Consider the following 20,913-nt stretch of genomic DNA (forward strand, 5'->3'; position numbering starts at 1 on the left):
GGTAGTCGGGGCGGATCGGCCTCCTCGCCGGAGCGCCCGGGCCCCCGGCCGCCCGTAGGCTCCGGCCCGTGGGTGACCTCGTCCCGCTGTTCCCGCTCGGGACGCCGCTGTTCCCGGGGATCGTGCTGCCGCTGCACGTCTTCGAGCCGCGCTACCGGGCCCTGGTGCGCGACCTGCTGGCGCTGCCCGAGGGCGGCGAGCGGCGGTTCGGCGTGGTGGCCATCCGCCAGGGCTGGGAGGTCGAGCGGGTGGCGCCGGCCGAGGCGCTCTACGACGTCGGCTGCACCGCGCTGCTGCAGGCGGTGCGCCCGCAGCCCGACGGCGGCTTCCGGATCGTCGCGGTCGGCGGCGAGCGGTTCCGGCTGCTGGACGTCGTCGTCGGGGAGGACCCGCCCTACCTGCAGGCCGAGGTCGAGTGGCTCGCCGACGAGGAGGCCGCCGAGGAGGCGGCGGGCGACCGCGAGGAGGTCCTCGACGAGCCGGCCGACAGCGCCGCCCCGGGGCCCGACCAGCTCGACGAGGGGCTGGTGGCCGCGGCGGCGCGCGGGTCGCTGGGGCTGCTCGAGCGCGGCGTGGGCGACCTGTTCACCCGGTACGTGACCGCCGTCGCCGGGCTGCAGGCCGGCCTCGACGGCGAGGAGGTGGGCCGGGCGGCGGAGCTGGCCGGCGCCGGGGAGGACCCGACGGGTGCCGCGGCGCTGCTGGAGGCGGTGGCCGGCGACCCGCGGGCGCTGTCCTACCTGGTGGCCTCCGCGGCGCTGCTCACCACCGAGGACCGGCAGGCGCTGCTGGCGGAGTCGGCCACCCGGCGGCGGCTGGCCACCGAGAGCCGGATGCTGCGCCGCGAGCTGACGCTGCTGGAGACCGTCGGCGCGGTGCCGGCGGCGCTGCACCAGTTCGCGGGCGAGACCAGCCTGAACTAGCGGCCGGGAGCCTCCGGGGACGGCCCGTCCCGGCCGGCGTCGTCCCGGCCGGCGTCGTCCCGGCCGAGGTCGTCGCGGGAGGAGAACAGCGCCGCGACGACATAGACCGCCAGCGCGACGAACGGGCCCACCGCGAGCCCGGGCAGCGAGGACAGCTGCAGGCCGGTGGTCACCCGGGCGCCGACGTCGGCCAGCTGCTCGGCCGTCGGGCCGGGCGCGAGCAGCCCCCCCAGCTGCCAGGCCAGCAGCCCGGCGACGGCGGTGCCGGCCGCGGTGGCCACCACCGTGGCGACGCCGCGGCGCCGGCGCATCGCCCACGCGACAGCACCGGCCAGCAGGCCGAGGCCCGCGAGCACCAGCACGAGCACGCCGTCGTCGGCCACCAGCAGCTCCGGCGAGGGCCGGCCCACCGGCACCGCGCCGCCCTCGACGACGTCGAACTCCGCGCGCGGGGCCAGCCACACCCACAGCAGCCCGGCCGGCAGACCGCACAGCGCCAGCGCGCAGCCCCAGGCGATCGCGCCGCGCAGGTCGGCGCGGGCCTCGGCCACCCACCGTCCGGCGGCCGGGCGCGCGGCGGCCGGCGCCTCCGCGAGGGACGCGGCGGCGTGCCCGGCCGTGCTTCCGGCCGCGTGCCCGGCGTGCCCGGACAGGGGTCCTACGCCGGCCGCGGGCACCGGACCGGGGTACGGGCCGTCGGGGAGCGGCGCGGGGCTGGTCACGGCACCCAGTGAACCCCGCTCGCCGCCGGGCCCGCCGCCGGGGGCGGGCCCGGCCGGGCTCACCCGCGGCTCACAGCAGGGCGACGCTGGTGGGCCCGAGCAGCGCCTTGATGTCGCCCATCAGGGCCGTGCTGGGGCGCACCCGCAGCCCCTGGTCCAGCCGCAGCACCGTCTCCCGGCCGCCGTTCACCAACTTCAGGTGGACCTCGGTGGTGCCCGGGTGGCTGCCCAGCACCTCGCGCAGCCGCTCCACCACCGGCGGGGTGCAGCGGGCCGCGGCCATCTGCACCATCACCGGGCCGCGCGGGCCCTCGGTGAGCTCGGGGATCGTCACCTCGGAGCCGAACAGCGAGGGCTGGTCGTCGCGCCGGCTGATCCGGCCCTTGACCACGACGATCTGGTCGCGGACGACCTTCTCCGACACCTCGGCCCACGTCTTCGGGAAGAACAGCACCTCGATGCCGGACTCGAGGTCCTCCAGCGTGGCGATCGCCCAGGGCGCGCCCTGCTTGTTCGTCCGCGGCGAGACCCCGGTGAGGATGCCGGCGATCGTCACGTTGGCGCCGTCCTCGACCCCGCCGGCGTTGATCTCCGCGATCGGGGTGTCGGCGTTGGCGGCGAGCACGTGCTCCACGCCGTGCAGCGGGTGGTCGGAGACGTAGAGGCCGAGCATGTCGCGCTCGAACACCAGCCGCTCGGACTTCGACCAGTCCGCCGTCGGGACGGCGATGTCCAGCGCGCCGCCGAACGGGTCGTCGGCGCCACCCTCGTCGCCGAAGCTGCCGAACAGGTCGAACTGGCCCTCGGCCTCCTTGCGCTTGAGCGACATGGCGGCGTCGACGGCCTGGGCGTGGATCGCGGCGATCCCCTGCCGCGAGTGGCCGAGGGAGTCGAAGGCGCCGGCCTTGGCGAGGGACTCGATGACCTTCTTGTTGCAGGCCACCGTGTCGATCTTGCGCATGAAGTCGGCGAAGTCCTTGAACGCGCCCTTCTCCTCGCGCGCCCGCACGATCGAGTCGACGACGTTGGTGCCCACGTTGCGCACCGAGGCCAGGCCGAAGCGGATGTCGGTGCCGACGGCGGTGAAGTCCCACGAGGACTCGTTGACGTCGGGCGGGAGCACCTTGATGCCCATGCGCCGGCACTCGGCCAGGTAGATGGGCCGGCGGTCCTTGTCGTCGCCGACGCTGGTGAGCAGGCCGGCCATGTACTCGGCCGGGTAGTTCGCCTTGAGGAACGCCGTCCAGTAGCTGACCAGCCCGTAGGCGGCCGAGTGGGCCTTGTTGAAGGCGTAGTCGGCGAACGGGACGAGGATGTCCCACAGCGTCTTGACCGCCGCCGGGGAGAACCCGTTGGCCACCATGCCGGCCTCGAAGCCGACGAACTCCGCGTCGAGGACCGACTTCTTCTTCTTGCCCATCGCACGGCGCAGCAGGTCGGCCTTGCCGAGCGAGTACCCGGCGACCTTCTGCGCGATGGCCATGACCTGCTCCTGGTACACGATCAGGCCGTACGTGCCGCCCAGGATCTCCTCGAGCGGCTCGGCCAGCTCGGGGTGGATCGGCGTGATCTCCTGCTGGCCGTTCTTGCGCAGCGCGTAGTTGGTGTGCGAGTTCGCGCCCATCGGGCCCGGGCGGTAGAGCGCGCCGACGGCGGAGATGTCCTCGAAGTTGTCCGGCCGCATGAGCCGCAGCAGCGAGCGCATCGGGCCGCCGTCGAACTGGAAGACGCCGAGGGTGTCGCCGCGGGCCAGCAGCTCGTAGGTGGCCTTGTCGGTGAGGTCCTTGCTGATCTCGTCGAGGTCGATCGGCTCCTTGCCGTTCGCGACGATGTTGCGCAGCGCGTCGTCGATGACCGTGAGGTTGCGCAGGCCCAGGAAGTCCATCTTGAGCAGGCCGAGCGTCTCGCAGGTCGGGTAGTCGAACTGCGTGATGATCGCGCCGTCGGCCTCCCGGCGCATGATCGGGATCGAGTCGATCAGCGGGTAGCGGCCGATGATGACGCCGGCGGCGTGCACGCCCCACTGGCGCTTCAGGCCCTCGAGCTTGCGGGCCTGGTCGACCACCTCGGCCGCGCCCGGGTCGGACTCGTAGCGGGCGCGGAACTCCGCGGCCTCCTTGTAGCGCGGGTGCGCCGGGTCGAAGACGCCCGACAGCGGGATGCCCTTGCCCATGACGTCCGGCGGCATGAGCTTGGTCAGCTCGTCGCCCACCGAGTAGGGCCGGTCGAGCACCCGGGCGGCGTCCTTGATCGCGGCCTTGGCCTTGATGGTGCCGTAGGTGACGATCTGGCTGACCCGCTCCTCGCCGTACTTCTGCGAGACGTACTGGATGACCTCGCCGCGGCGGCGGTCGTCGAAGTCGATGTCGACGTCGGGCATCGAGACGCGCTCGGGGTTGAGGAACCGCTCGAAGATCAGCCCGTGCGCCAGCGGGTCGAGGTCGGTGATGCCCATGACGTAGGCGGCCAGGGAGCCCGCGGCCGAGCCACGGCCGGGACCGACGCGGATGCCGTTGTCCTTGGCCCAGTTGATGAAGTCGGCGACCACGAGGAAGTACCCCGGGAAGCCCATCTGCGTGATGATCCCGACCTCGTAGTCGGCCTGCTTGCGCACGTGGTCGGGGATGCCGTTCGGCCAGCGCTTGTGCAGTCCGCGCTCGACCTCCTTGACGAACCAGGAGGTCTCGTCCTCCCCCGGCGGCAGCGGGAAGCGCGGCATGAGGTCGGCGCCCTCGGTGAAGGTCACCTCGCACTGCTCGGCGATCAGCAGCGTGTTGTCGCAGGCCGACCTCAGGTCACCGGGGAACAGCGCGCGCATCTCGGCGGCGCTCTTCAGGTAGTAGCCGTCGCCGTTGAACTTGAAGCGGTTGGGCTCGTTGAGCCGCGAGCCGGTCTGGATGCACAGGAGCGCGTCGTGTGCCTCGGCGTCCTCCTTGTGCGTGTAGTGGAGGTCGTTGGTGGCCAGCAGCGGGATGCCGAGGTCCTTGGCGATCTCCAGCAGCGCCGGGCGGGTCTTCTGCTCGATCGACAGACCGTGGTCCATCAGCTCGGCGTAGAAGTTCTCCTTCCCGAAGATGTCCTGGAAGTCCGCCGCCGCCTGGCGGGCGCGGTCGTGCTTGCCCGCGCGCAGCCACATGTTGACCTCGCCCGAGGGGCAGCCGGTCGTGGCGATCAGGCCCTTGCCGTAGCGCTCGAGCAGGTCGCGGTCGAAGCGCGGCTTGCGGTACTGGCCCTCGAGGCTCGCCAGCGAGGAGATGCGGAAGAGGTTGTGCATCCCCTCGGTGGTGCGGGCCAGCAGCGTCATGTGGGTGTACGCCGCCTTGCCGCGGTTGGACCCGCCGTCGCCCTCCTCGTCGATCAGCTTGTCGCCGAAGTCGTAGGGCGCGCGGTCGAAGCGCGAGCCGGGCGTGTAGTAGCCCTCCATGCCGATGATCGGCTTCACGCCGGCGGCGTTGGCCTGCTTGTAGAAGTCGTAGGCGCCGAACACGTTGCCGTGGTCGGTCATCGCCAGCGCCGGCATGCCCTGCTCGGCGGCGGCCTTCGTGACCTCGGGCAGCTTCGCCGCCCCGTCGAGCATCGAGTACTCGGTGTGTACGTGCAGGTGCACGAACGAGTCGTTGCCCTGGGCGGCTGTGCTGCTCACGGGGGTGCGGTGCTCCTCACGGGTCGTGCTGGCCCGGCCGTCGGGTGCTCCGGCGGGCGACCGGCGGGGAAGACCGGGCGGTGCGGTGCAGGCGCGGACGGTGCCGGCCGGGCGACCGGCGCGGGCCCGGGCCGGTCCCCCGATCCTCGCACCGGGTTCGTTCTACGCCGAGGGTCTGACAGGACGTGTCTCGGCCGGGCGGGTCGCCCCCGTCACAGCGGCTGCTCCAGCGCGCGCCGCATCGTCACGTGCACGATCCCGGCCTCCTCGTACTCGCCGCCCACCGCGGTGTAGCCGGCCCGCTCGTAGAAGCCGCGGGCGGTGACCTGCGCGTGCAGCTCCACCTCGGTCAGGCCCCGCGCCAGGGCCTCGCGGTGCAGCACGCCGAGCACCGCGGCGCCGTACCCGCCGCCGCGCGCGCCGGCGTCGACCGCCATCCGGCCGATCGCCGCCCGCCCGTCGCGCTCGAGCAGCCGCCCGGTGGCCACCACCCGCCCGGCGCCGTCCCGCGCGACGGCGTGCACCGCGGTCGCGTCGGCGGCGTCCTGCTCGATCTCCGGCGGCACGCCCTGCTCCTCGACGAAGACCCGGGTGCGCAGCGCCACCACCTCGGGCCAGTCGGCCGCCGTCGCCACCGCCGCGGTCGGCCGGCTCACGCGGGCGCTCCCCCGGCCGGCCGCCGGCCGCGGCGCGTCCCGGGCAGCGGCGTGCCGCCCGGCAGCGCCGACTCGGGCACCAGCAGGAAGCGCAGGTCGACGGCGGCGTGCAGCAGCACCGGCAGCAGCAGCGACCCGGTCTCCAGGTAGAGGCCCGCGAACACCGCCCCGAGGACGCCGGTGAGCACCACGCCGGGCAGGCCCTGGTAGGCGTGCGCCAGCCCGAAGGCCAGGGCGCCGACGGCCACGAGCACGACCTGCGGCACGTCGCCCGCGACCGCGGCCACCACCGCGAGGAAGAAGCCGCGGTAGAGCCACTCCTCGCACACCCCCGCCGTGACGCCGACCACGGAGAACAGCCGGCGCTCCGCGGGCGAGCGCGGCAGCAGCGCGAGCGTGGCGTGCCCGGCGGGCTCGGCGTGCCGCCCCCGGGTGGGCGGGGAGGTGCCCGGCCGGGGCTCCGCGGCTCGGGCGAGCGCGCCGGAGCGCAGCGCCCGCACCGAGGCCAGCGAGAGCAGCAGGACCAGCAGGGTCGCCGCCCCCGTGACCGGGCCCGGTAGCCCGGTGGGCCAGGCCAGCCCGACGGCGGCGGCGTCGACCCCCGGGGAGGACAGCCACAGGACCAGGGCGAGCAGCGCCAGCCCCCACTCGAGGACCAGCAGTCGCAGGTAGAACGACCGGCGCGCCGCCGGGTCGGTGCGCAGCCGCCCCTCGAACCGGCGGTGCAGCACGTGCCCGACCACCGGCTCGCCCGCCACCAGGTACCCGGCGACGACGACGGCCGACAGCGCGGCCGGGCCGAAGTCGGCGAGGGAGGCGGGCAGGTCGGTCACGGCTGCACGGTCACGGTCGCAAGGGTCACGGGTGCACGGTCACGGCGGGCGGGCGGCCCTCAGGACTCGGCGCGCAGGATCGCCAGGGCGCCGGCGAGGTCGGCCGGGTAGTCGCTGGTGAACTCGACCCAACGGCCGTCGGCGGGGTGGGCGAAGCCGAGCCGGACGGCGTGCAGCCACTGCCGCGAGACGCCCAGCCGGGCGGCCAGCGTCGGGTCGGCGCCGTAGGTGGCGTCGCCGACGCAGGGGTGGCGCAGCGCCGAGAAGTGCACGCGGATCTGGTGGGTGCGGCCGGTCTCCAGGTGGATGTCGACCAGGCTGGCCGCCGCGAACGCCTCGATGACCTCGTAGTGGGTGACCGACGGGCGCCCGCCGCTCACCACCGCGAACTTCCAGTCCGAGCGGGGGTGCCGGTCGATCGGGGCGTCGATCGTGCCGCGCGAGGGGTCGGGGTGGCCCTGCACCAGCGCGTGGTAGCCCTTGTCGACCGTGCGCTCCTTGAACGCCGCCTTGAGCAGCGTGTAGGCCCGCTCGCTCTTGGCGACGACCATGAGCCCCGTCGTCGCGGCGTCCAGGCGGTGCACGATGCCCTGCCGCTCGGCCGCGCCGGAGGTGGAGATGCGGTAGCCGGCGGCGGCCAGGCCGCCGGAGACGGTGGGCCCGTCCCAGCCGGGGCTCGGGTGCGCGGCGACGCCGACGGGCTTGTCGACGACCACGACGTCGTCGTCGTCGTGGACGACGGTCAGGCCGGGCACGGGCTCCGGCGGCGGCGCCTCGCCCGGGGGCGGGGGCAGCTCGACCTCCAGCCAGCTGCCGCCGGTGAGCCGGTCGCCCTTGCCGCGGACGCGGCCGTCGACCCACACCCGCTCGGCGTCGGCGAGGTCGGCGGCGGCGGCGCGGGACAGGCCGAACAGCCGGGCCAGGCCCTGGTCGACGCGCTGGCCCTCGAGTCCGTCGGGCACCGGGAGGGCACGGTGCAGCCCGGGAGCGCTCACCGGTCCATCGTGACAGAGGGAGGACCCCCTCCTCCCTCCCCCTCGCAGGCTCGGGGCGGTGCCCGGGAGCGGGCCGCTCAGGAGGACGTGACCGCGCCGTCGCCGCGGTCGCGGCTGCGGGTGCCGTCGAACTCCACGCCGCGCAGCGCCAGGTAGGCCCCGAGCAGGCCGCCGACGACGATGCCCGAGTCGGCGACGTTGAAGATCGGGTAGAACTCCCCGTTCGGCGCGAACACCGACACGAAGTCGACGACGCCGCCGCGGAGGAAGCCGGGGTCGCGGAAGACGCGGTCCACGAGGTTGCCCAGCGCCCCGCCGAGCACCAGGCCCAGCGCCACGGCCCACGCGGTGGAGAACAGCCGCCGCGCCGCCCGGACGATCACCACGGCCACCACGGCGGCGATGAGCGTGAAGACGACGGTGAAGCCCTCGGCGAAGGAGAACGCGGCGCCGGTGTTGCGGGCGTGGGTGAGGTAGACCAGCCCGCCGAGCAGCCGGATGTTCTCGCCGCGGTCGATCGTGGCGACGACGAGCAGCTTGGTGGCGAGGTCGACGAGGAACAGCAGCGCCGCGAGGGTCAGCAGCAGCCGCGTGCGCGGCCGGCGGGCCGACGTCGCTCGGGCGGCGTCCTCGGGCTGCTCGCTCAGCGGGGCTCCTCGGTCGGGCCGGGCGCGGGCCGCCCGACGGGCCCGACGATAGTCGGCGGGACCCCGCCTCCCGGGCCGCCGCGCGGCCCCCGGGGATGCGCTCCGGAGCGGTACCGGTCCCCCCGGGTGACGGAGCTCATGCTGGGGTAGACGAATCTCACACCCCGCCGATGACGTCTCCGCGCGCCGATCGGCCGATCGTCGGAGGTGGCGCACGTCCCCCGGCAGGAAGGCAGTCGTGTCCCCCGACCTCGGTTCAGCAACCGACCCTGACGTAGTCCTCGTCGGCGGCGGCATCATGAGCGCGACCCTCGCGTCGCTGCTCGGCGTCGTCGCGCCGGAGTGGAGCATCACCGTCTTCGAGTCCGCGGACGCGGTCGCCGGCGAGAGCTCGGACGCCTGGAACAACGCCGGCACCGGCCACGCGGCGCTGTGCGAGCTCAACTACACGCCCGCCGGGGCCGACGGCCGGGTCGACACGACCAAGGCCCGCACCATCAACGAGCAGTTCATGGTGTCCCGGCAGTTCTGGTCGCACCTGGTGCGCACGGGCCTGACCGGCTCGCCCAAGGACTTCATCTCCCCGGTCCCGCACGTCAGCTTCGTGACCGGCGAGGACGGCCGCCGCTACATGCGCGCCCGCCACCAGGCGCTGTCGGCCGAGCCGCTGTTCGCGGGCCTCGAGTACACCGACGGCCACGCCGAGTTGCGCGACTGGGTGCCGCTGGTGATGGACGGCCGCGACCCGGCGCAGGTGGTCGCCGCGACCCGCTCGGTCGCCGGCACCGACGTCAACTTCGGCGAGCTCACCCGGCTGCTGCTCACCCAGGCCGAGGGCCGCGGCGTACAGGTGCACACCGGCCAGCGCGTCTCGGGCCTGGAGAAGCTCGACGACGGCCGGTGGAAGGTCACCGTCACCGACAAGCGGTCCGGCGAGGAGCGCTCGGTGCGCACCCGGTTCGTCTTCGTCGGCGCCGGCGGTGGCGCGCTGCCGCTGCTCCAGCGGGCCGCGATCCCCGAGATCCGCGGGTTCGGCGGTTTCCCGGTCAGCGGCCTGTTCCTGCGCACCCGCTCCCCCGAGCTGGTCACCCGCCACCAGGCCAAGGTCTACGGCCAGGCCGCCGTCGGCGCGCCGCCGATGTCGGTGCCGCACCTGGACCTGCGCCTGGTCGACGGCGAGTACTCGCTGCTGTTCGGCCCCTACGCCGGCTTCTCGCCGAAGTTCCTCAAGGCCGGCTCGATGTTCGACCTGCCGCTGTCGGTCAAGCCGAACAACCTCTCCTCGATGCTCGGCGTCGCCCGCACCGAGATGGCGCTGACGAAGTACCTGGTGACCGAGCTGCTGCAGTCGCGCGGCGCCCGGCACCGCACGCTGCTGGAGTTCGTCCCGCTGGCCGAGCAGGCCGACTGGGAGATGATCACCGCCGGGCAGCGGGTGCAGGTCATCAAGCGCGACCCGACGAGCGGCAAGGGCGTGCTGCAGTTCGGCACCGAGCTCATCGTGGGCGGCGACGGCACGATCGCCGGCCTGCTGGGCGCCTCCCCGGGCGCCTCGACGGCGGTCTCGGCGATGCTCACGCTGGTCCAGCGCGCGTTCCCCGAGCGGGTCGCGGCGAACCGGGCGGCGCTGGAGGAGGCGATCCCGTCCTACGGGCGCGACCTGTCCGCCGACCCCGGCCTGCTCGCCGCCGTCCGCGCGGACACGATGCAGACCCTCGAGCTCAACGGCTGACCGCCGCCGCGCCCGCACCGGCACGGGCACACGGCAGAGGCCCCCTCCGCTCCGGCGAGGGGGCCTCTGCCGTGTCGTCGTCCGCCGTGTCGCCCGGTGAGCGTCAGTCGGCCTCGCCGGCGGCGCCCTGCTCGCCGCGCCAGCTCGCCAGCCGGCCCGCCCGGCTGACCGCCCGCAGCCGCCGCTCGGCCTCGGCGCGGGAGGCCCGGGCGGACACCAGCAGCGCCTGGTCGCCGCGCATGAGGCGGGTGGTCTCGTCGGGCACGAACGACCGTCCGTCGCGGACGATGAGCACGACGGCGGCGTCCTCGGGCAGCCGGAGCTCCGGCAGGTAGACGCCGTGCAGCCGGGAGCCCGCGGGCACCCGCAGCTGCATGAGCTCGGCGTCGAGCTCCTCCAGCGGCGCGGACTCCACCTCGATCTCGCGCGGGGTCAGCGGCGCGGCGATGCCCAGCCGGCGGGCCACCCACGGCAGCGACGAGCCCTGCACCAGCGTGAAGACGACGACCAGCACGAAGACGGTGTCGAACACCGTGGTCGCCCGGGGGACGCCCGCGGTGAGCGGGAAGGTGGCCAGCACGATGGGCACCGCGCCCCGCAGTCCGGCCCAGGACACGAAGGCCTGCTGCGCCCACGGCATGCGGAACCAGACCAGGCTGGCCGCCACCGACAGCGGCCGGGCGACCAGAAGCAGCGCCCCGCCGACCAGCAGCGCCGGGCCGATCGCGTCGGGCAGCCGGCCCGGCGAGACGAGCAGACCGAGCAGCACGAACAGCCCGATCTGGGCGAGCGACGCCATGCCCTCGGCGAACCCGATCGTCACCGAGCGGTGCGGCAGCGCGGCGTTGCCGAGCACCAGCCCGCACAGGTAGACGGCGACGAAGCCCGAGGCGTGCAGCAGCGACGCCGAGGCGAACGCCAGCACGCACAGCGCCAGGGTGGCCAGCGGGTAGAACCCCGACAGCGGCAGCGCCGACCGGCGCAGCAGCCACGCGCCGGCCGCGCCGAGGACCAGCCCGAGGACCGCGCCGCCCGCGAGCTCGGCCAGCACCACCACCGCGGTCAGCCACCAGGCGTCGGTCTCGCCGCCGGTGAGGACGTCCGAGAGGACGGCGACGAGCAGGATGACCGGGGCGTCGTTGAGGCCGGACTCGACCTCCAGGGCCGCCACCATCCGCCGCGGCAGCGGCAGCCGGCGCAGGGTCGCGAACACCGCGGCGGCGTCGGTGGAGCTGACGACGGCGCCCAGCAGCAGGGCGAAGGGCCAGTCCAGGCCGAGCAGCCACACGGCGATCGCCGCGGTCGTGGCGATGCTGACCACGACGCCGACCGTCGACAGCGCCAGCCCCGGGCCCACCGCCCGCCGGACGTCGGCCCAGCGGGTGGTCAGCCCGCCCTCGGCGAGGATGACGACGAGCGCGGCGACGCCGAGGGTCTGGGTGAGGGCGACGTCCTCGAACTGGATGCCCAGCCCGCTCTCCCCCAGCGCCACCCCGAGCGCCAGGTAGAGCAGCAGGCTGGGCAGCCCGAGGCGGTCGGCCACACGCAGGGCGACGGCGGCCACCAGCACCACCAGCGCGCCGACGGCCAGGGCGACGGTGACCGTGGTGTTCACCGCCCGCCCCCGATCACGGGGGCAGTGTCCCGTACCCAGGTGTCGCGGCCGTTGCCCCGCCGGATCGCGCTCGACGGCTCGGGGACAATGGGCGTGTGAGTTCTGTCTTCCGTGCGCTGCCACCCCAGGTCGACCTGCCCGCGCTGGAGCAGGACGTGCTGCGCCGCTGGGAGGACGCCGACGTCTTCGCCCGCTCGCTGGCCGCCACCGAGGGCCGGCCGCAGTGGGTGTTCTACGAGGGCCCGCCCACCGCCAACGGCCGCCCGGGCACCCACCACATCGAGGCCCGCGCGTTCAAGGACGTCTTCCCGCGCTTCAAGACGATGCAGGGCTGGCACGTGCCCCGCCGCGCCGGCTGGGACTGCCACGGCCTGCCGGTCGAGATCGCCGTCGAGCAGGAGCTCGGCTTCGCCGGCAAGCCCGACATCGAGCGCTACGGCATCGCGGAGTTCAACGCCCGCTGCCGGGAGTCCGTCGAGCGCCACGTCGGCGACTTCTCCGCGCTGACCCGCCGCATGGGCTACTGGGTCGACATGTCCACCGCCTACTGGACGATGGACCCCTCCTACATCGAGAGCGTCTGGTGGTCGCTCAAGCAGGTCTTCGGCAAGGGGCTGCTCGTCGAGGACCACCGCGTGGCGCCCTACTGCCCGCGCTGCGGCACCGGGCTGTCCGACCACGAGGTCGCCCAGGGGTACGAGTCGATCACCGACCCGTCGGTGTACGTGCGGCTCCCGGTCACCGACGGCGAGTGGGCCGGCCGGGCCGACCTGCTGGTCTGGACGACGACGCCGTGGACGCTGCCGTCGAACACCGCCGTCGCGGTCAACCCCGACGTGACCTACGTCGTCGCCCGGCGCGGGGACGACACCCTCGTCGTCGCCGAGCCGCTGCTCGGCGCGGTCTTCGGCGACCTCGACGACGTCGAGGTGCTCGCCCGCACGCAGGGCCGCGAGTGGGAGCGCACGCACTACCGGCGCCCGTTCGAGCTGGTCGACTTCCCCGAGGGGGAGGACGCGCACTACGTCGTCCTGGCCGACTACGTCACCACCGACGACGGCACGGGGCTGGTGCACCAGTCCCCCGCGTTCGGTGCCGACGACCTCGCCGTCTGCCGCGCCTACGGCCTGCCGGTGGTCAACCCGATCGACGCCTCGGGCCACTTCCTGCGCGAGGTGCCGCTGGTGGGCGGGCGGTTCTTCAAGGCCGCCGACGACGAGCTCGTCGTCGACCTGCAGTCCCGCGGGGTGCTGTGGCGCGAGCAGCGCTACGAGCACAGCTACCCGCACTGCTGGCGCTGCCACACGCCGCTCATGTACTACGCGCAGCCGTCCTGGTACATCCGCACCAGCGCGGTCAAGGACCAGCTGCTCGCCGAGAACGAGAAGACGTCCTGGCACCCCGAGACCATCCAGTGGGGCCGCTACGGCGACTGGCTGAACAACAACGTCGACTGGGCGCTGTCCCGCGACCGCTACTGGGGCACGCCGCTGCCGATCTGGCGCAACGACGCCGACCCGTCGCGGATGGTCGTCGTCGGCTCGCTCGCCGAGCTCTCGGAGCTGGCCGGGCGCGACCTCGCCGACCTCGACCCGCACCGCCCGTTCATCGACGAGGTGACCTTCACCCTCGACGGCGAGGAGGGCACCTACCGGCGGGTGCCGCAGGTGATCGACGCCTGGTACGACTCCGGCTCGATGCCCTTCGCCCAGTGGGGCGCGCCGCACCGCAACAACGAGCAGTTCGAGGCCGCCTACCCGGCCCAGTTCATCTGCGAGGCGATCGACCAGACCCGCGGCTGGTTCTACTCGCTCATGGCCGTCGGCACGCTCGTGTTCGGGAAGAACTCCTACGAGGACGTGCTGTGCCTGGGCCACATCCTGGCCGAGGACGGCCGGAAGATGAGCAAGCACCTGGGCAACATCCTCGAGCCGATCCCGCTGATGGACCGGCACGGCGCCGACGCCGTCCGCTGGTTCATGCTCGCCGGCGGCTCGCCGTGGTCGGCGCGGCGGGTCGGGCACGAGACGCTGTCCGAGGTGGTCCGCAAGGTCCTGCTGACCTACTGGAACACCGCGAGCTTCTTCACCCTCTACGCCGAGACCAACGGCTGGGGTGGGCCGGGTGGCGATGGGGCGTCCCCCGCCCCGGCGCGGGCGGAGCGCTCGCTGCTCGACCGCTGGGCCCTGGCGGAGCTGGCCGCCGTCACCGAGGGCGTCACCGCGGCGCTGGAGGCCTTCGACACCCAGGGCGCGGGCAGGCTGCTCGCCTCGTTCGTCGACGACCTGTCCAACTGGTACGTCCGCCGCTCGCGCCGTCGCTTCTGGGACGGCGACCCGGCTGCGCTGGCCACGCTGCACGAGGTGCTCGACGGGCTGACCCGGCTCATGGCCCCGTTCTGCCCGTTCGTCACCGACGAGGTGTGGACGCGGGTGGTCCGCCCCGGTCTCGGGGACGACGCCCCCGACTCGGTGCACCTCGCGTCCTGGCCGGCCGTCGACGCCGACGCCCGCGACCCCGAGCTGGTCGCACAGGTGGACCTGGTGCGCCGGCTGGTCGAGCTGGGCCGCGCGGCCCGCACCTCGGCGAAGGTGCGCACCCGCCAGCCGCTGGCCCGCGCGCTGGTCGCCGCCCCCGGCTGGTCGGCGCTGGCCCGGGACCTGGTGGCCGAGGTGGCCGACGAGCTCAACGTGGCCGAGCTCGCCGAGCTGGGCGCCGTCGGCGGTGACCTCGTCGACGTGAGCGTGAAGGTCGACTTCCGCGCCGTCGGCCGGCGGCTGGGCAAGCAGGTGCAGGCGGTGGCGAAGGCCGTGGCCGCGGCCGACGCCGCCGACCTGGTGGCCGCCTACCGGGCCGGGACGGCGACCGTCGACGTCGACGGCGAGGCGGTGCCGCTGGCCGAGGGCGACCTCGTGGTCACCGAGACGCCGCGCGAGGGGTGGACCGTGGCCAGCGCCGGCGGGCTCACCGTCGCGCTGGACCTGACGCTCACCCCCGAGCTGGAGCGCGCCGGGCTGGTGCGCGAGGCGGTGCGGCTGGTGCAGGAGGCCCGCAAGAACGCCGGGCTGGCCGTCAGCGACCGGATCGCGCTGTGGTGGACCGCCGAGGGCCCGATGGCCGAGGCGCTCACCGAGCAGGGCGAGGCGCTGGCCGGCGAGGTGCTGGCCACCGCGGTGCACGCCGGCGCGGCCGGCGAGGGTCCCGGCGTCGAGGGGCCCGACGGCTCCCGTTTCTGGCTCGCCCGCGCCTGACGCCGGGACGCGGCACGATCAGGCCGCCTGATCGTGCCGCGTCCTGGCTCACGGCCGGCGGTGCGCCAGGACGCGCTGGGGTGACCCAGGACGCGCCGCGGTGAGCTCGGACGGGTGCGGGCTCAGCCCCGCCGGGCGGCGCGGCGGGCGCGCTCGGCATCGGCCAGGAACCGGTCGGGGCCGCAGCGCGCGCACGGGGTGAACCCGTCGGTGCGCGCCTCGTCCACCGGCAGCGGGATCGTCTCCCGCCCGGCCAGCCAGGGGCAGTCGGCCAGGTGGTAGCGCGGGTGCTCGTCGACCACGAGCACCTCGTCGCGCAGGTCGACGACCATCAGCAGGTCGGTGACCTCGACGTCCTCCTCGGCCGGGTCGCCGGCGTCGGCGGCGGCCACCGGGGCGGCCGGTGTCCGTGCCGGGGTCTGCGGCGGGGTCTCCGCGACCGGCGCCACGGCGGGCCCGGGGGCTGCCGGCGTCGTCGCCGGGGGGCGCTCCCCCGCGGTCGCCTCCCCCGCGGGTGGCTCCCCCGCGGGTGGCTCCTCCGCCGCGGCCGGCCGCCGCTCCGCGGGCGGCCGCTCCGCCGTCCTCCCGGCCGGGGCGCGGGCCGGTTCCGGCTCGCGAGGGGCGGGCACCCGCGTGCCCGCCGGCGCGCGCAGCCGGGCGACGACCAGCAGCACGGCGGCCAGGCCGCAGGCGGCGACGCAGGCCCAGTACCAGGCGGTCACGGCGGTCATCACGCCGAGGACGAACAGCGCGAGGCCCGCGAGCACGAGCAAGGCGGCGACGAGGACCACGGCGCGACTGTAACGGCGGGCACGTCGCGCGCCGGCGCGGACGGCCGGGAACGCGACAGGGCCCCCCGGACGGGTGTCCGGGGGCCCTGTCAGGCCGGATCAGGCGGAGACGTGCTGCGTCTGGCGGCTGGTCGACGACGGCTCGGCCGAGCCGCGGCTGTCGAGGTCGCGCAGGTGCGACTCGAGGTAGGAGCGGAACCGCGTGCGGTACTCGCGCTCGAAGGTGCGCAGCTCCTCGATCTTGCGCTCGAGGTTGGTGCGCTTCTCCTCCAGCGGGCCCATGACCTCACGGTGCCGGCGCTCGGCGTCCTGCTCGAGGGCGGCGGCCTTGGCGCGGGCCTCGCGTTCCATCGTGTCGGCGCGCGTGCGGGCGTCGCCGATCATCGAGTCGGCGCGCATCTTCGCCTCGTTGACCATCTGCTCGCTCTTGGCGCGGGCGTCGGCCACGGTGCGGTCGCTGGTGGTCTTGGCGGCGGCGACCATCTGGTCGGCCTGCGCCTTGGCCTCGTTGACGTAGCGGTCGGCGGTCTCCGACGCCAGCGCCAGCATGCGGGAGGCGCGGGTGGTGTCGTCCTCGCGCGGGGCGGGCTGCTGCGGCGGCGGGGCCGGCGCGGCCACCGGCTCCGGGGCGACGGGCTGCGCGGCCACGCGGCCGGTGCCCGAGCCGGCGCGCAGCTCGTTGTTCTCCTCGATGAGGCGGGCGAGCTCGGCCTCCACCACGTCGAGGAATGCGTCGACCTCGTCCTCGTCGTAGCCACGCTTCCCGATCGGCGGCTTCTTGAAGACGACGTTGTGCACGTCGGCTGGCGTGAGTGGCAAGGGGCTCACCTCGGGTCGGACGGCGGATACGGGGTCTGTCGGGTCACGCCGCGGCGCGCGTCGGTCACGCGGTGAGGGCGAGCCCGGACGTGATGCTCCGCAGGATGTAGACGGCGATCAACAACACCATAAAGGCGAGGTCGAGACGGATGGACCCCAGGTTCAGCGGCGGGATGACCTTCCGGATCGCCTTGAGCGGCGGGTCTGTGGTCGCGTACACGACCTCCAGCCCCGCGGCGACGAAGCCGGACGGACGCCAGCTGCGCGCCAGCACCATCACCCAGTCCACGACGAAGCGCGCGAACAGGAGGATGAGGAAGACGAGCAGGATCGACGAGACGATCTGCCAGAAGAGAGCCACTGTCCTCGCTCGTCCCGGGGCACCTGCGGTGCCGTGAGTGCCTACGCTGCAGCGCCCCGGCCGACGGCTCAGGACTCGGCGGAGAACCCGCCCTCGCGGATCCGCGCCTTGTCCTCGGCCGTCACGTCGACGTCCCGCGGGCTGAGCAGGAACACCTTGGCCGTGACGGGCTCGATGCTACCGCGCAGCCCGAAGATCAGTCCCGCGGCGAAGTCGACGAGCCGCCGCGCGTCGGCGTGGTCGAGGTCGGTGAGGTTCATGATCACCGGGCTGCCCTCGCGGAACGCCTCGCCGATGGCCCGCGCCTCGTTGTAGGTCTTCGGGCACAGCGTGGTGATCCGGTAGGGCTGCTTGACCGGCTCGGGCGCGGGCTCGGCGACCGCGACCGCCTCGCGCGCGGCCAGGCCGGCGGAGGCGCCGGCCGTGCCGCCGCCGACGGTGCCCGCGCCGCCGACCGTGCCGCCGACCGTGCCCAGGCGCGCGCCGGCCGGGGACGCCGTGCGCACCTCGGCCGCGGCCGGCACGGGGCCGGAGGCGACGCCCGCCGGCGGCGGGGTGGCCAGGCCCAGGCGGGTCGCCCCGCCGCGGCGCAGCACGGCGGGCTCCGGGGCGAGGGCCGGCTCGGGGCGCCCGTCGCGGTGCCGGTCGTCACGCCGGTCGTCACGCCGCTCGTCGAGGTGGCGGTCGGCGTGGCGCTCGTCGTAGCCGGGGTCGCCGGTCAGCGAGTCGTAGTAGCCCGTGCCGCCGGCGTAGCGGTCGTCGTAGCGGCCCTCGTACCGGCCCTCGGCGCGGGCGGGGCGGCGGTCGTCGTAGCGCGCGTCGTCGTAGCGGCCGTCGTCGTACCGCTCGTCGTAGCCGTCGTCGTACCGGTCGTGGTGGTCGGACTGGCGGGCGTCGTAGCGCCCGTAGGCGCGCGCGTCGTCGTCCTCGACGAGCCCGAGGTAGATGCCCATCTTCTTCATGGCCCCGGCCATCAGACGACCTCCTCCGGCGCCCCGGGTGGGGCCCCTGTGACTGGTGTGACTCGGGGGGAGGTTAGGGGCCGCGAGCCGAAGAGCGCGGTTCCGACACGCACCAGCGTGGCGCCGGCCGCGATCGCCTCCTCGAGGTCGCCGCTCATGCCGGCCGACAGCTCGTCCGCGCCGGGGTGGTCGGCGCGCAGCCGCGCCGCGAGCTCCGCGAGGCGGGCGAAGGCGGGGCCGGGCTCCTCGCCGCGGGGCGCGACGGCCATGAGCCCGCGCAGCCGCAGGCCGGGCAGCTCGGCCACCTCGTCGGCCAGCGCGGCGACGTCCTCGGGGGCCACCCCGCCGCGCTCGGCGAGCTCCCCCGCCGCGCCGCCGAGGTCGACCTGCACGAAGACGCCGACCGGCGTGCCGCGCTCCTCCCCCGCCCGCGACAGCGCGCGGGCCAGCGGCGCCCGGTCGAGGGAGTGCACGACGGCGCCGGTCCGGGCGACCGCCGCCGCCTTGTTGCGCTGCAGCTGGCCGACGAAGTGCCACTCCAGCGGCAGGTCGGCGAGCTCCGCGGCCTTGGCGGTGAGCTCCTGGGCGCGGTTCTCCCCGAACGCCGTCTGCCCGAGGGCGGCCAGCGCCCGGACGTCGTCGGCCGGCCACGTCTTGCTGACCGCCAGGAGCGCGACGCCGGCCGGGTCGCGGCCGGCGGCGCGGGCGGCGTCGGCGATCCGCTGCCGGACGGCGGCCAGGCGCTGGGCCGGGGTGCTCATGCCCCCGATCCTGCCCGCCGGCTCAGCCGAGCCAGGTGACGCCCGCCTGGCGCCCCGTGACGCCGTCGCGGCGGTGGCTGAACAGCCGGCGGTCCTCGACGGTGCAGCGCGGGTCGTGGACGACCTGCGCGACGCCGGCGCGGGTCAGGAGCTCGGCGAGGCCGGCGCGCAGGTCGAGGCCGGGGGTGCCCCTCCGCGTGCGGACGGCGGCCGCGGGCGCCACGCGGGCCACCTCGGCCTGCATGGCGCGCGGCACCTCGTAGTCGGCGCCGCACACGGCCGGGCCGAGCAGCGCGGTGGTGTCACCCGGCCGGCTGCCCAAACGGGCCATGGCGGCGAGGGTGGCCGGGACGACGCCCTGCCGGACGCCCTCGCGACCGGCGTGCACCGCCGCGACGACGCCGGCGACCGGGTCGGCGAGCAGCACCGGCACGCAGTCGGCGACCAGCACGCACAGCACCAGACCGGGCGTGCGGGTGACGAGGGCGTCGGTGGCCGGCAGCGGGCCCTCGACCGGGCCGTCGACGACGGCGACCCCGGTGCCGTGGACCTGGTCCATCCACACCAGCCGGTCGCCGGGCACGCCGAGCTCGCGGGCCAGGCGCTCGCGGTTGGCGGCCACGTCGGCCGGGTCGTCGCCGACGTGCACGCCGAGGTTGAACGCGTCGTAGGGCGGACGCGAGCGGCCGCCCCGCCGGTCGGTGACCACCCGTCGGGGGCGCACCGCCGGCGGGGCGGCCGGGGACTCGCTCATGCTCGGTCCGTCACTGACGGAGGAACTCCGGGATGTCGAGCTCCTCCTCGAAGTCCTCGTTGCCCAGCGGACGGCGCCCCTGGGCGGCCGGGCCGCCGTTCTGCACCGGCGGCAGCGGCGGCACCGTGATGCCGGCAGAGCGCACCGGCGCGGGGGCCGGGGCGGCGGGCGCGGGCGGCGGGGTGCCGACCAGCCGCTCACCGGTGGCCCGCGGCAGGCCGGCCGACGGCGCGGGCGCCACCGGCGGGGTGGGCAGCCGGCTCGGGCCGGTGGCCGGCGGGGTGGGCAGTGCCGGGGTGGCCGCCGCGTCCTTGCGGGCCGAGGGCCGGCCGCCGTCGAAGCCCGCGGCGATGACGGTCACGCGGACCTCGTCGCCGAGGGCGTCGTCGATGACCGCACCGAAGATGATGTTGGCGTCGGCGTGCGCCGCGTCCGACACCAGCGAGGCGGCCTCGTTGATCTCGAACAGGCCGAGGTCCGAGCCGCCGGAGATCGACAGCAGGACGCCGTGAGCGCCCTCCATCGAGGCCTCCAGCAGCGGGCTGGCGATCGCCTGCTCGGCGGCCAGCAGCGCCCGGTTGTCGCCGCGCGCGCTGCCGATGCCCATGAGCGCCGAACCCGCGCCGGACATGACCGACTTGACGTCGGCGAAGTCCAGGTTGATCAGGCCGGGGGTGGTGATCAGGTCGGTGATGCCCTGGACACCGGAGAGCAGCACCTGGTCGGCGGTGCGGAAGGCGTCCATCACGCTGACGTTGCGGTCGCCGAGCTGGAGCAGCCGGTCGTTGGGGATGACGATGAGCGTGTCGCACTCGTTGCGCAGCTCCTCGATCCCGGACTCGGCCTGGACCGCGCGCCGCTTGCCCTCGAAGGAGAACGGGCGGGTGACCACGCCGATGGTGAGCGCGCCGAGCTTGCGGGCGATCGAGGCCACGACGGGCGCGCCGCCGGTGCCGGTGCCGCCGCCCTCGCCGGCGGTCACGAAGACCATGTCGGCGCCCTTGAGCACCTCCTCGATCTCCTCGCGGTGGTCCTCGGCGGCCTGGCGGCCGACGTCGGGCTGCGCGCCGGCGCCGAGGCCGCGGGTGAGCTCGCGGCCGACGTCGAGCTTGACGTCGGCGTCGCTCATCAGCAGCGCCTGGGCGTCGGTGTTGATGGCGATGAACTCCACCCCCTTCAGACCGACCTCGATCATCCGGTTGACCGCGTTCACACCGCCGCCGCCGATGCCGACGACCTTGATGACCGCGAGGTAGTTGTGCGGAGGTGTCATGTGGGGCTCCCGACCTCGACCCTCATCCTCAAGTGGAGACTTAGTGTTATGTCAACTGGGTCGACGCGGACGAAGTTAGGTGGGGCGCGTCGGGACCATCAAGCACCCTCCCCGCACCGGCGTGTCGCGAGTCCCGGAACTCACCGATCTCCCACGACCCGCTGGTCACATCTGC

At 74.9% G+C, this 20,913-nt stretch carries 17 protein-coding genes; 3 read left to right on the forward strand and 14 right to left on the reverse strand.

Annotated features, from left to right (window positions below):
- The first annotated feature begins 68 nt into the window (after positions 1-68).
- Positions 69-923 carry an LON peptidase substrate-binding domain-containing protein gene (locus ACI78R_RS20735; RefSeq protein WP_457042112.1) on the forward strand — a complete coding sequence of 285 codons (855 nt, stop codon included), beginning with the start codon at positions 69-71 and terminating at the stop codon, positions 921-923.
- Here the strand turns inward: ACI78R_RS20735 and ACI78R_RS20740 are convergent.
- The 6 genes from ACI78R_RS20740 to lspA all read right to left on the reverse strand — a co-directional run bounded on the left by ACI78R_RS20740 (position 920) and on the right by lspA (position 8,635).
- Positions 920-1,645 carry a hypothetical protein gene (locus ACI78R_RS20740; protein ID WP_457042113.1) on the reverse strand — a complete coding sequence of 242 codons (726 nt, stop codon included), beginning with the start codon at positions 1,643-1,645 and terminating at the stop codon, positions 920-922. The genes ACI78R_RS20735 and ACI78R_RS20740 overlap by 4 nt on opposite strands.
- A gap of 70 nt (positions 1,646-1,715) precedes the next feature.
- Entirely contained in the window at positions 1,716-5,288 is a 3,573-nt protein-coding gene (dnaE, locus tag ACI78R_RS20745) for a DNA polymerase III subunit alpha (protein ID WP_245794837.1), read from the reverse strand.
- Positions 5,289-5,500: 212 nt separating this feature from the next.
- Complete coding sequence (locus ACI78R_RS20750) at positions 5,501-5,944, reverse strand: GNAT family N-acetyltransferase (protein ID WP_457042114.1); 444 nt, start codon at positions 5,942-5,944, stop codon at positions 5,501-5,503.
- A complete protein-coding gene (locus tag ACI78R_RS20755) occupies positions 5,941-6,777 on the reverse strand; it encodes a CPBP family intramembrane glutamic endopeptidase (RefSeq protein ID WP_457042115.1) in 837 nt (278 codons plus the stop codon). The genes ACI78R_RS20750 and ACI78R_RS20755 overlap by 4 nt, the downstream gene beginning before the upstream one ends.
- 59 nt (positions 6,778-6,836) lie before the next feature.
- Positions 6,837-7,772, reverse strand: coding sequence for an RluA family pseudouridine synthase (locus tag ACI78R_RS20760; RefSeq protein WP_073422428.1), 936 nt, complete (start codon positions 7,770-7,772; stop codon positions 6,837-6,839).
- Between the two features lie 77 nt (positions 7,773-7,849).
- Positions 7,850-8,635, reverse strand: coding sequence for a signal peptidase II (lspA, locus tag ACI78R_RS20765; RefSeq protein ID WP_457042116.1), 786 nt, complete (start codon positions 8,633-8,635; stop codon positions 7,850-7,852).
- 22 nt (positions 8,636-8,657) lie between these two features.
- Here lspA and mqo point away from each other — a divergent pair, with 22 nt between their 5' ends.
- Positions 8,658-10,151 carry a malate dehydrogenase (quinone) gene (gene mqo, locus ACI78R_RS20770; protein ID WP_073422427.1) on the forward strand — a complete coding sequence of 498 codons (1,494 nt, stop codon included), beginning with the start codon at positions 8,658-8,660 and terminating at the stop codon, positions 10,149-10,151.
- A 103-nt stretch (positions 10,152-10,254) separates the two neighbouring features.
- Here mqo and ACI78R_RS20775 read toward each other — a convergent pair whose 3' ends face one another.
- Complete coding sequence (locus tag ACI78R_RS20775) at positions 10,255-11,766, reverse strand: potassium/proton antiporter (RefSeq protein ID WP_073422426.1); 1,512 nt, start codon at positions 11,764-11,766, stop codon at positions 10,255-10,257.
- 95 nt (positions 11,767-11,861) lie between these two features.
- Between ACI78R_RS20775 and ileS the strand changes: the two genes are divergently transcribed.
- Positions 11,862-15,017 (forward strand): isoleucine--tRNA ligase, encoded by a 3,156-nt coding sequence (ileS, locus tag ACI78R_RS20780; RefSeq protein WP_457042117.1) that lies wholly within the window; start codon positions 11,862-11,864, stop codon positions 15,015-15,017.
- Between the two features lie 122 nt (positions 15,018-15,139).
- Here ileS and ACI78R_RS20785 read toward each other — a convergent pair whose 3' ends face one another.
- The 7 genes from ACI78R_RS20785 to ftsZ all read right to left on the reverse strand — a co-directional run bounded on the left by ACI78R_RS20785 (position 15,140) and on the right by ftsZ (position 20,738).
- The gene (locus ACI78R_RS20785; protein ID WP_457042118.1) at positions 15,140-15,808 is read right to left on the reverse strand and encodes a hypothetical protein; all 669 of its coding nucleotides are present in this window, start codon (positions 15,806-15,808) and stop codon (positions 15,140-15,142) included.
- A gap of 99 nt (positions 15,809-15,907) precedes the next feature.
- Positions 15,908-16,627 (reverse strand): DivIVA domain-containing protein, encoded by a 720-nt coding sequence (locus ACI78R_RS20790; protein ID WP_073422423.1) that lies wholly within the window; start codon positions 16,625-16,627, stop codon positions 15,908-15,910.
- A 64-nt stretch (positions 16,628-16,691) separates the two neighbouring features.
- Positions 16,692-16,988, reverse strand: a complete 297-nt coding sequence (locus ACI78R_RS20795) for a YggT family protein (protein WP_073422422.1) — start codon at positions 16,986-16,988, stop codon at positions 16,692-16,694.
- Positions 16,989-17,056: 68 nt separating this feature from the next.
- Positions 17,057-17,962: a cell division protein SepF gene (locus ACI78R_RS20800; protein WP_457042119.1), complete on the reverse strand. Its 906-nt coding sequence runs from the start codon at positions 17,960-17,962 to the stop codon at positions 17,057-17,059.
- Positions 17,962-18,711, reverse strand: coding sequence for a YggS family pyridoxal phosphate-dependent enzyme (locus tag ACI78R_RS20805; RefSeq protein WP_457042120.1), 750 nt, complete (start codon positions 18,709-18,711; stop codon positions 17,962-17,964). The genes ACI78R_RS20800 and ACI78R_RS20805 overlap by 1 nt, the downstream gene beginning before the upstream one ends.
- Before the next feature lie 22 nt (positions 18,712-18,733).
- Positions 18,734-19,465, reverse strand: a complete 732-nt coding sequence (gene pgeF, locus ACI78R_RS20810) for a peptidoglycan editing factor PgeF (RefSeq protein ID WP_457042121.1) — start codon at positions 19,463-19,465, stop codon at positions 18,734-18,736.
- Positions 19,466-19,475: 10 nt separating this feature from the next.
- Positions 19,476-20,738, reverse strand: a complete 1,263-nt coding sequence (ftsZ, locus tag ACI78R_RS20815; RefSeq protein WP_073422419.1) for a cell division protein FtsZ — start codon at positions 20,736-20,738, stop codon at positions 19,476-19,478.
- Positions 20,739-20,913: the final 175 nt, after the last annotated feature.

Source organism: Geodermatophilus sp. SYSU D01106, assembly GCF_054049995.1.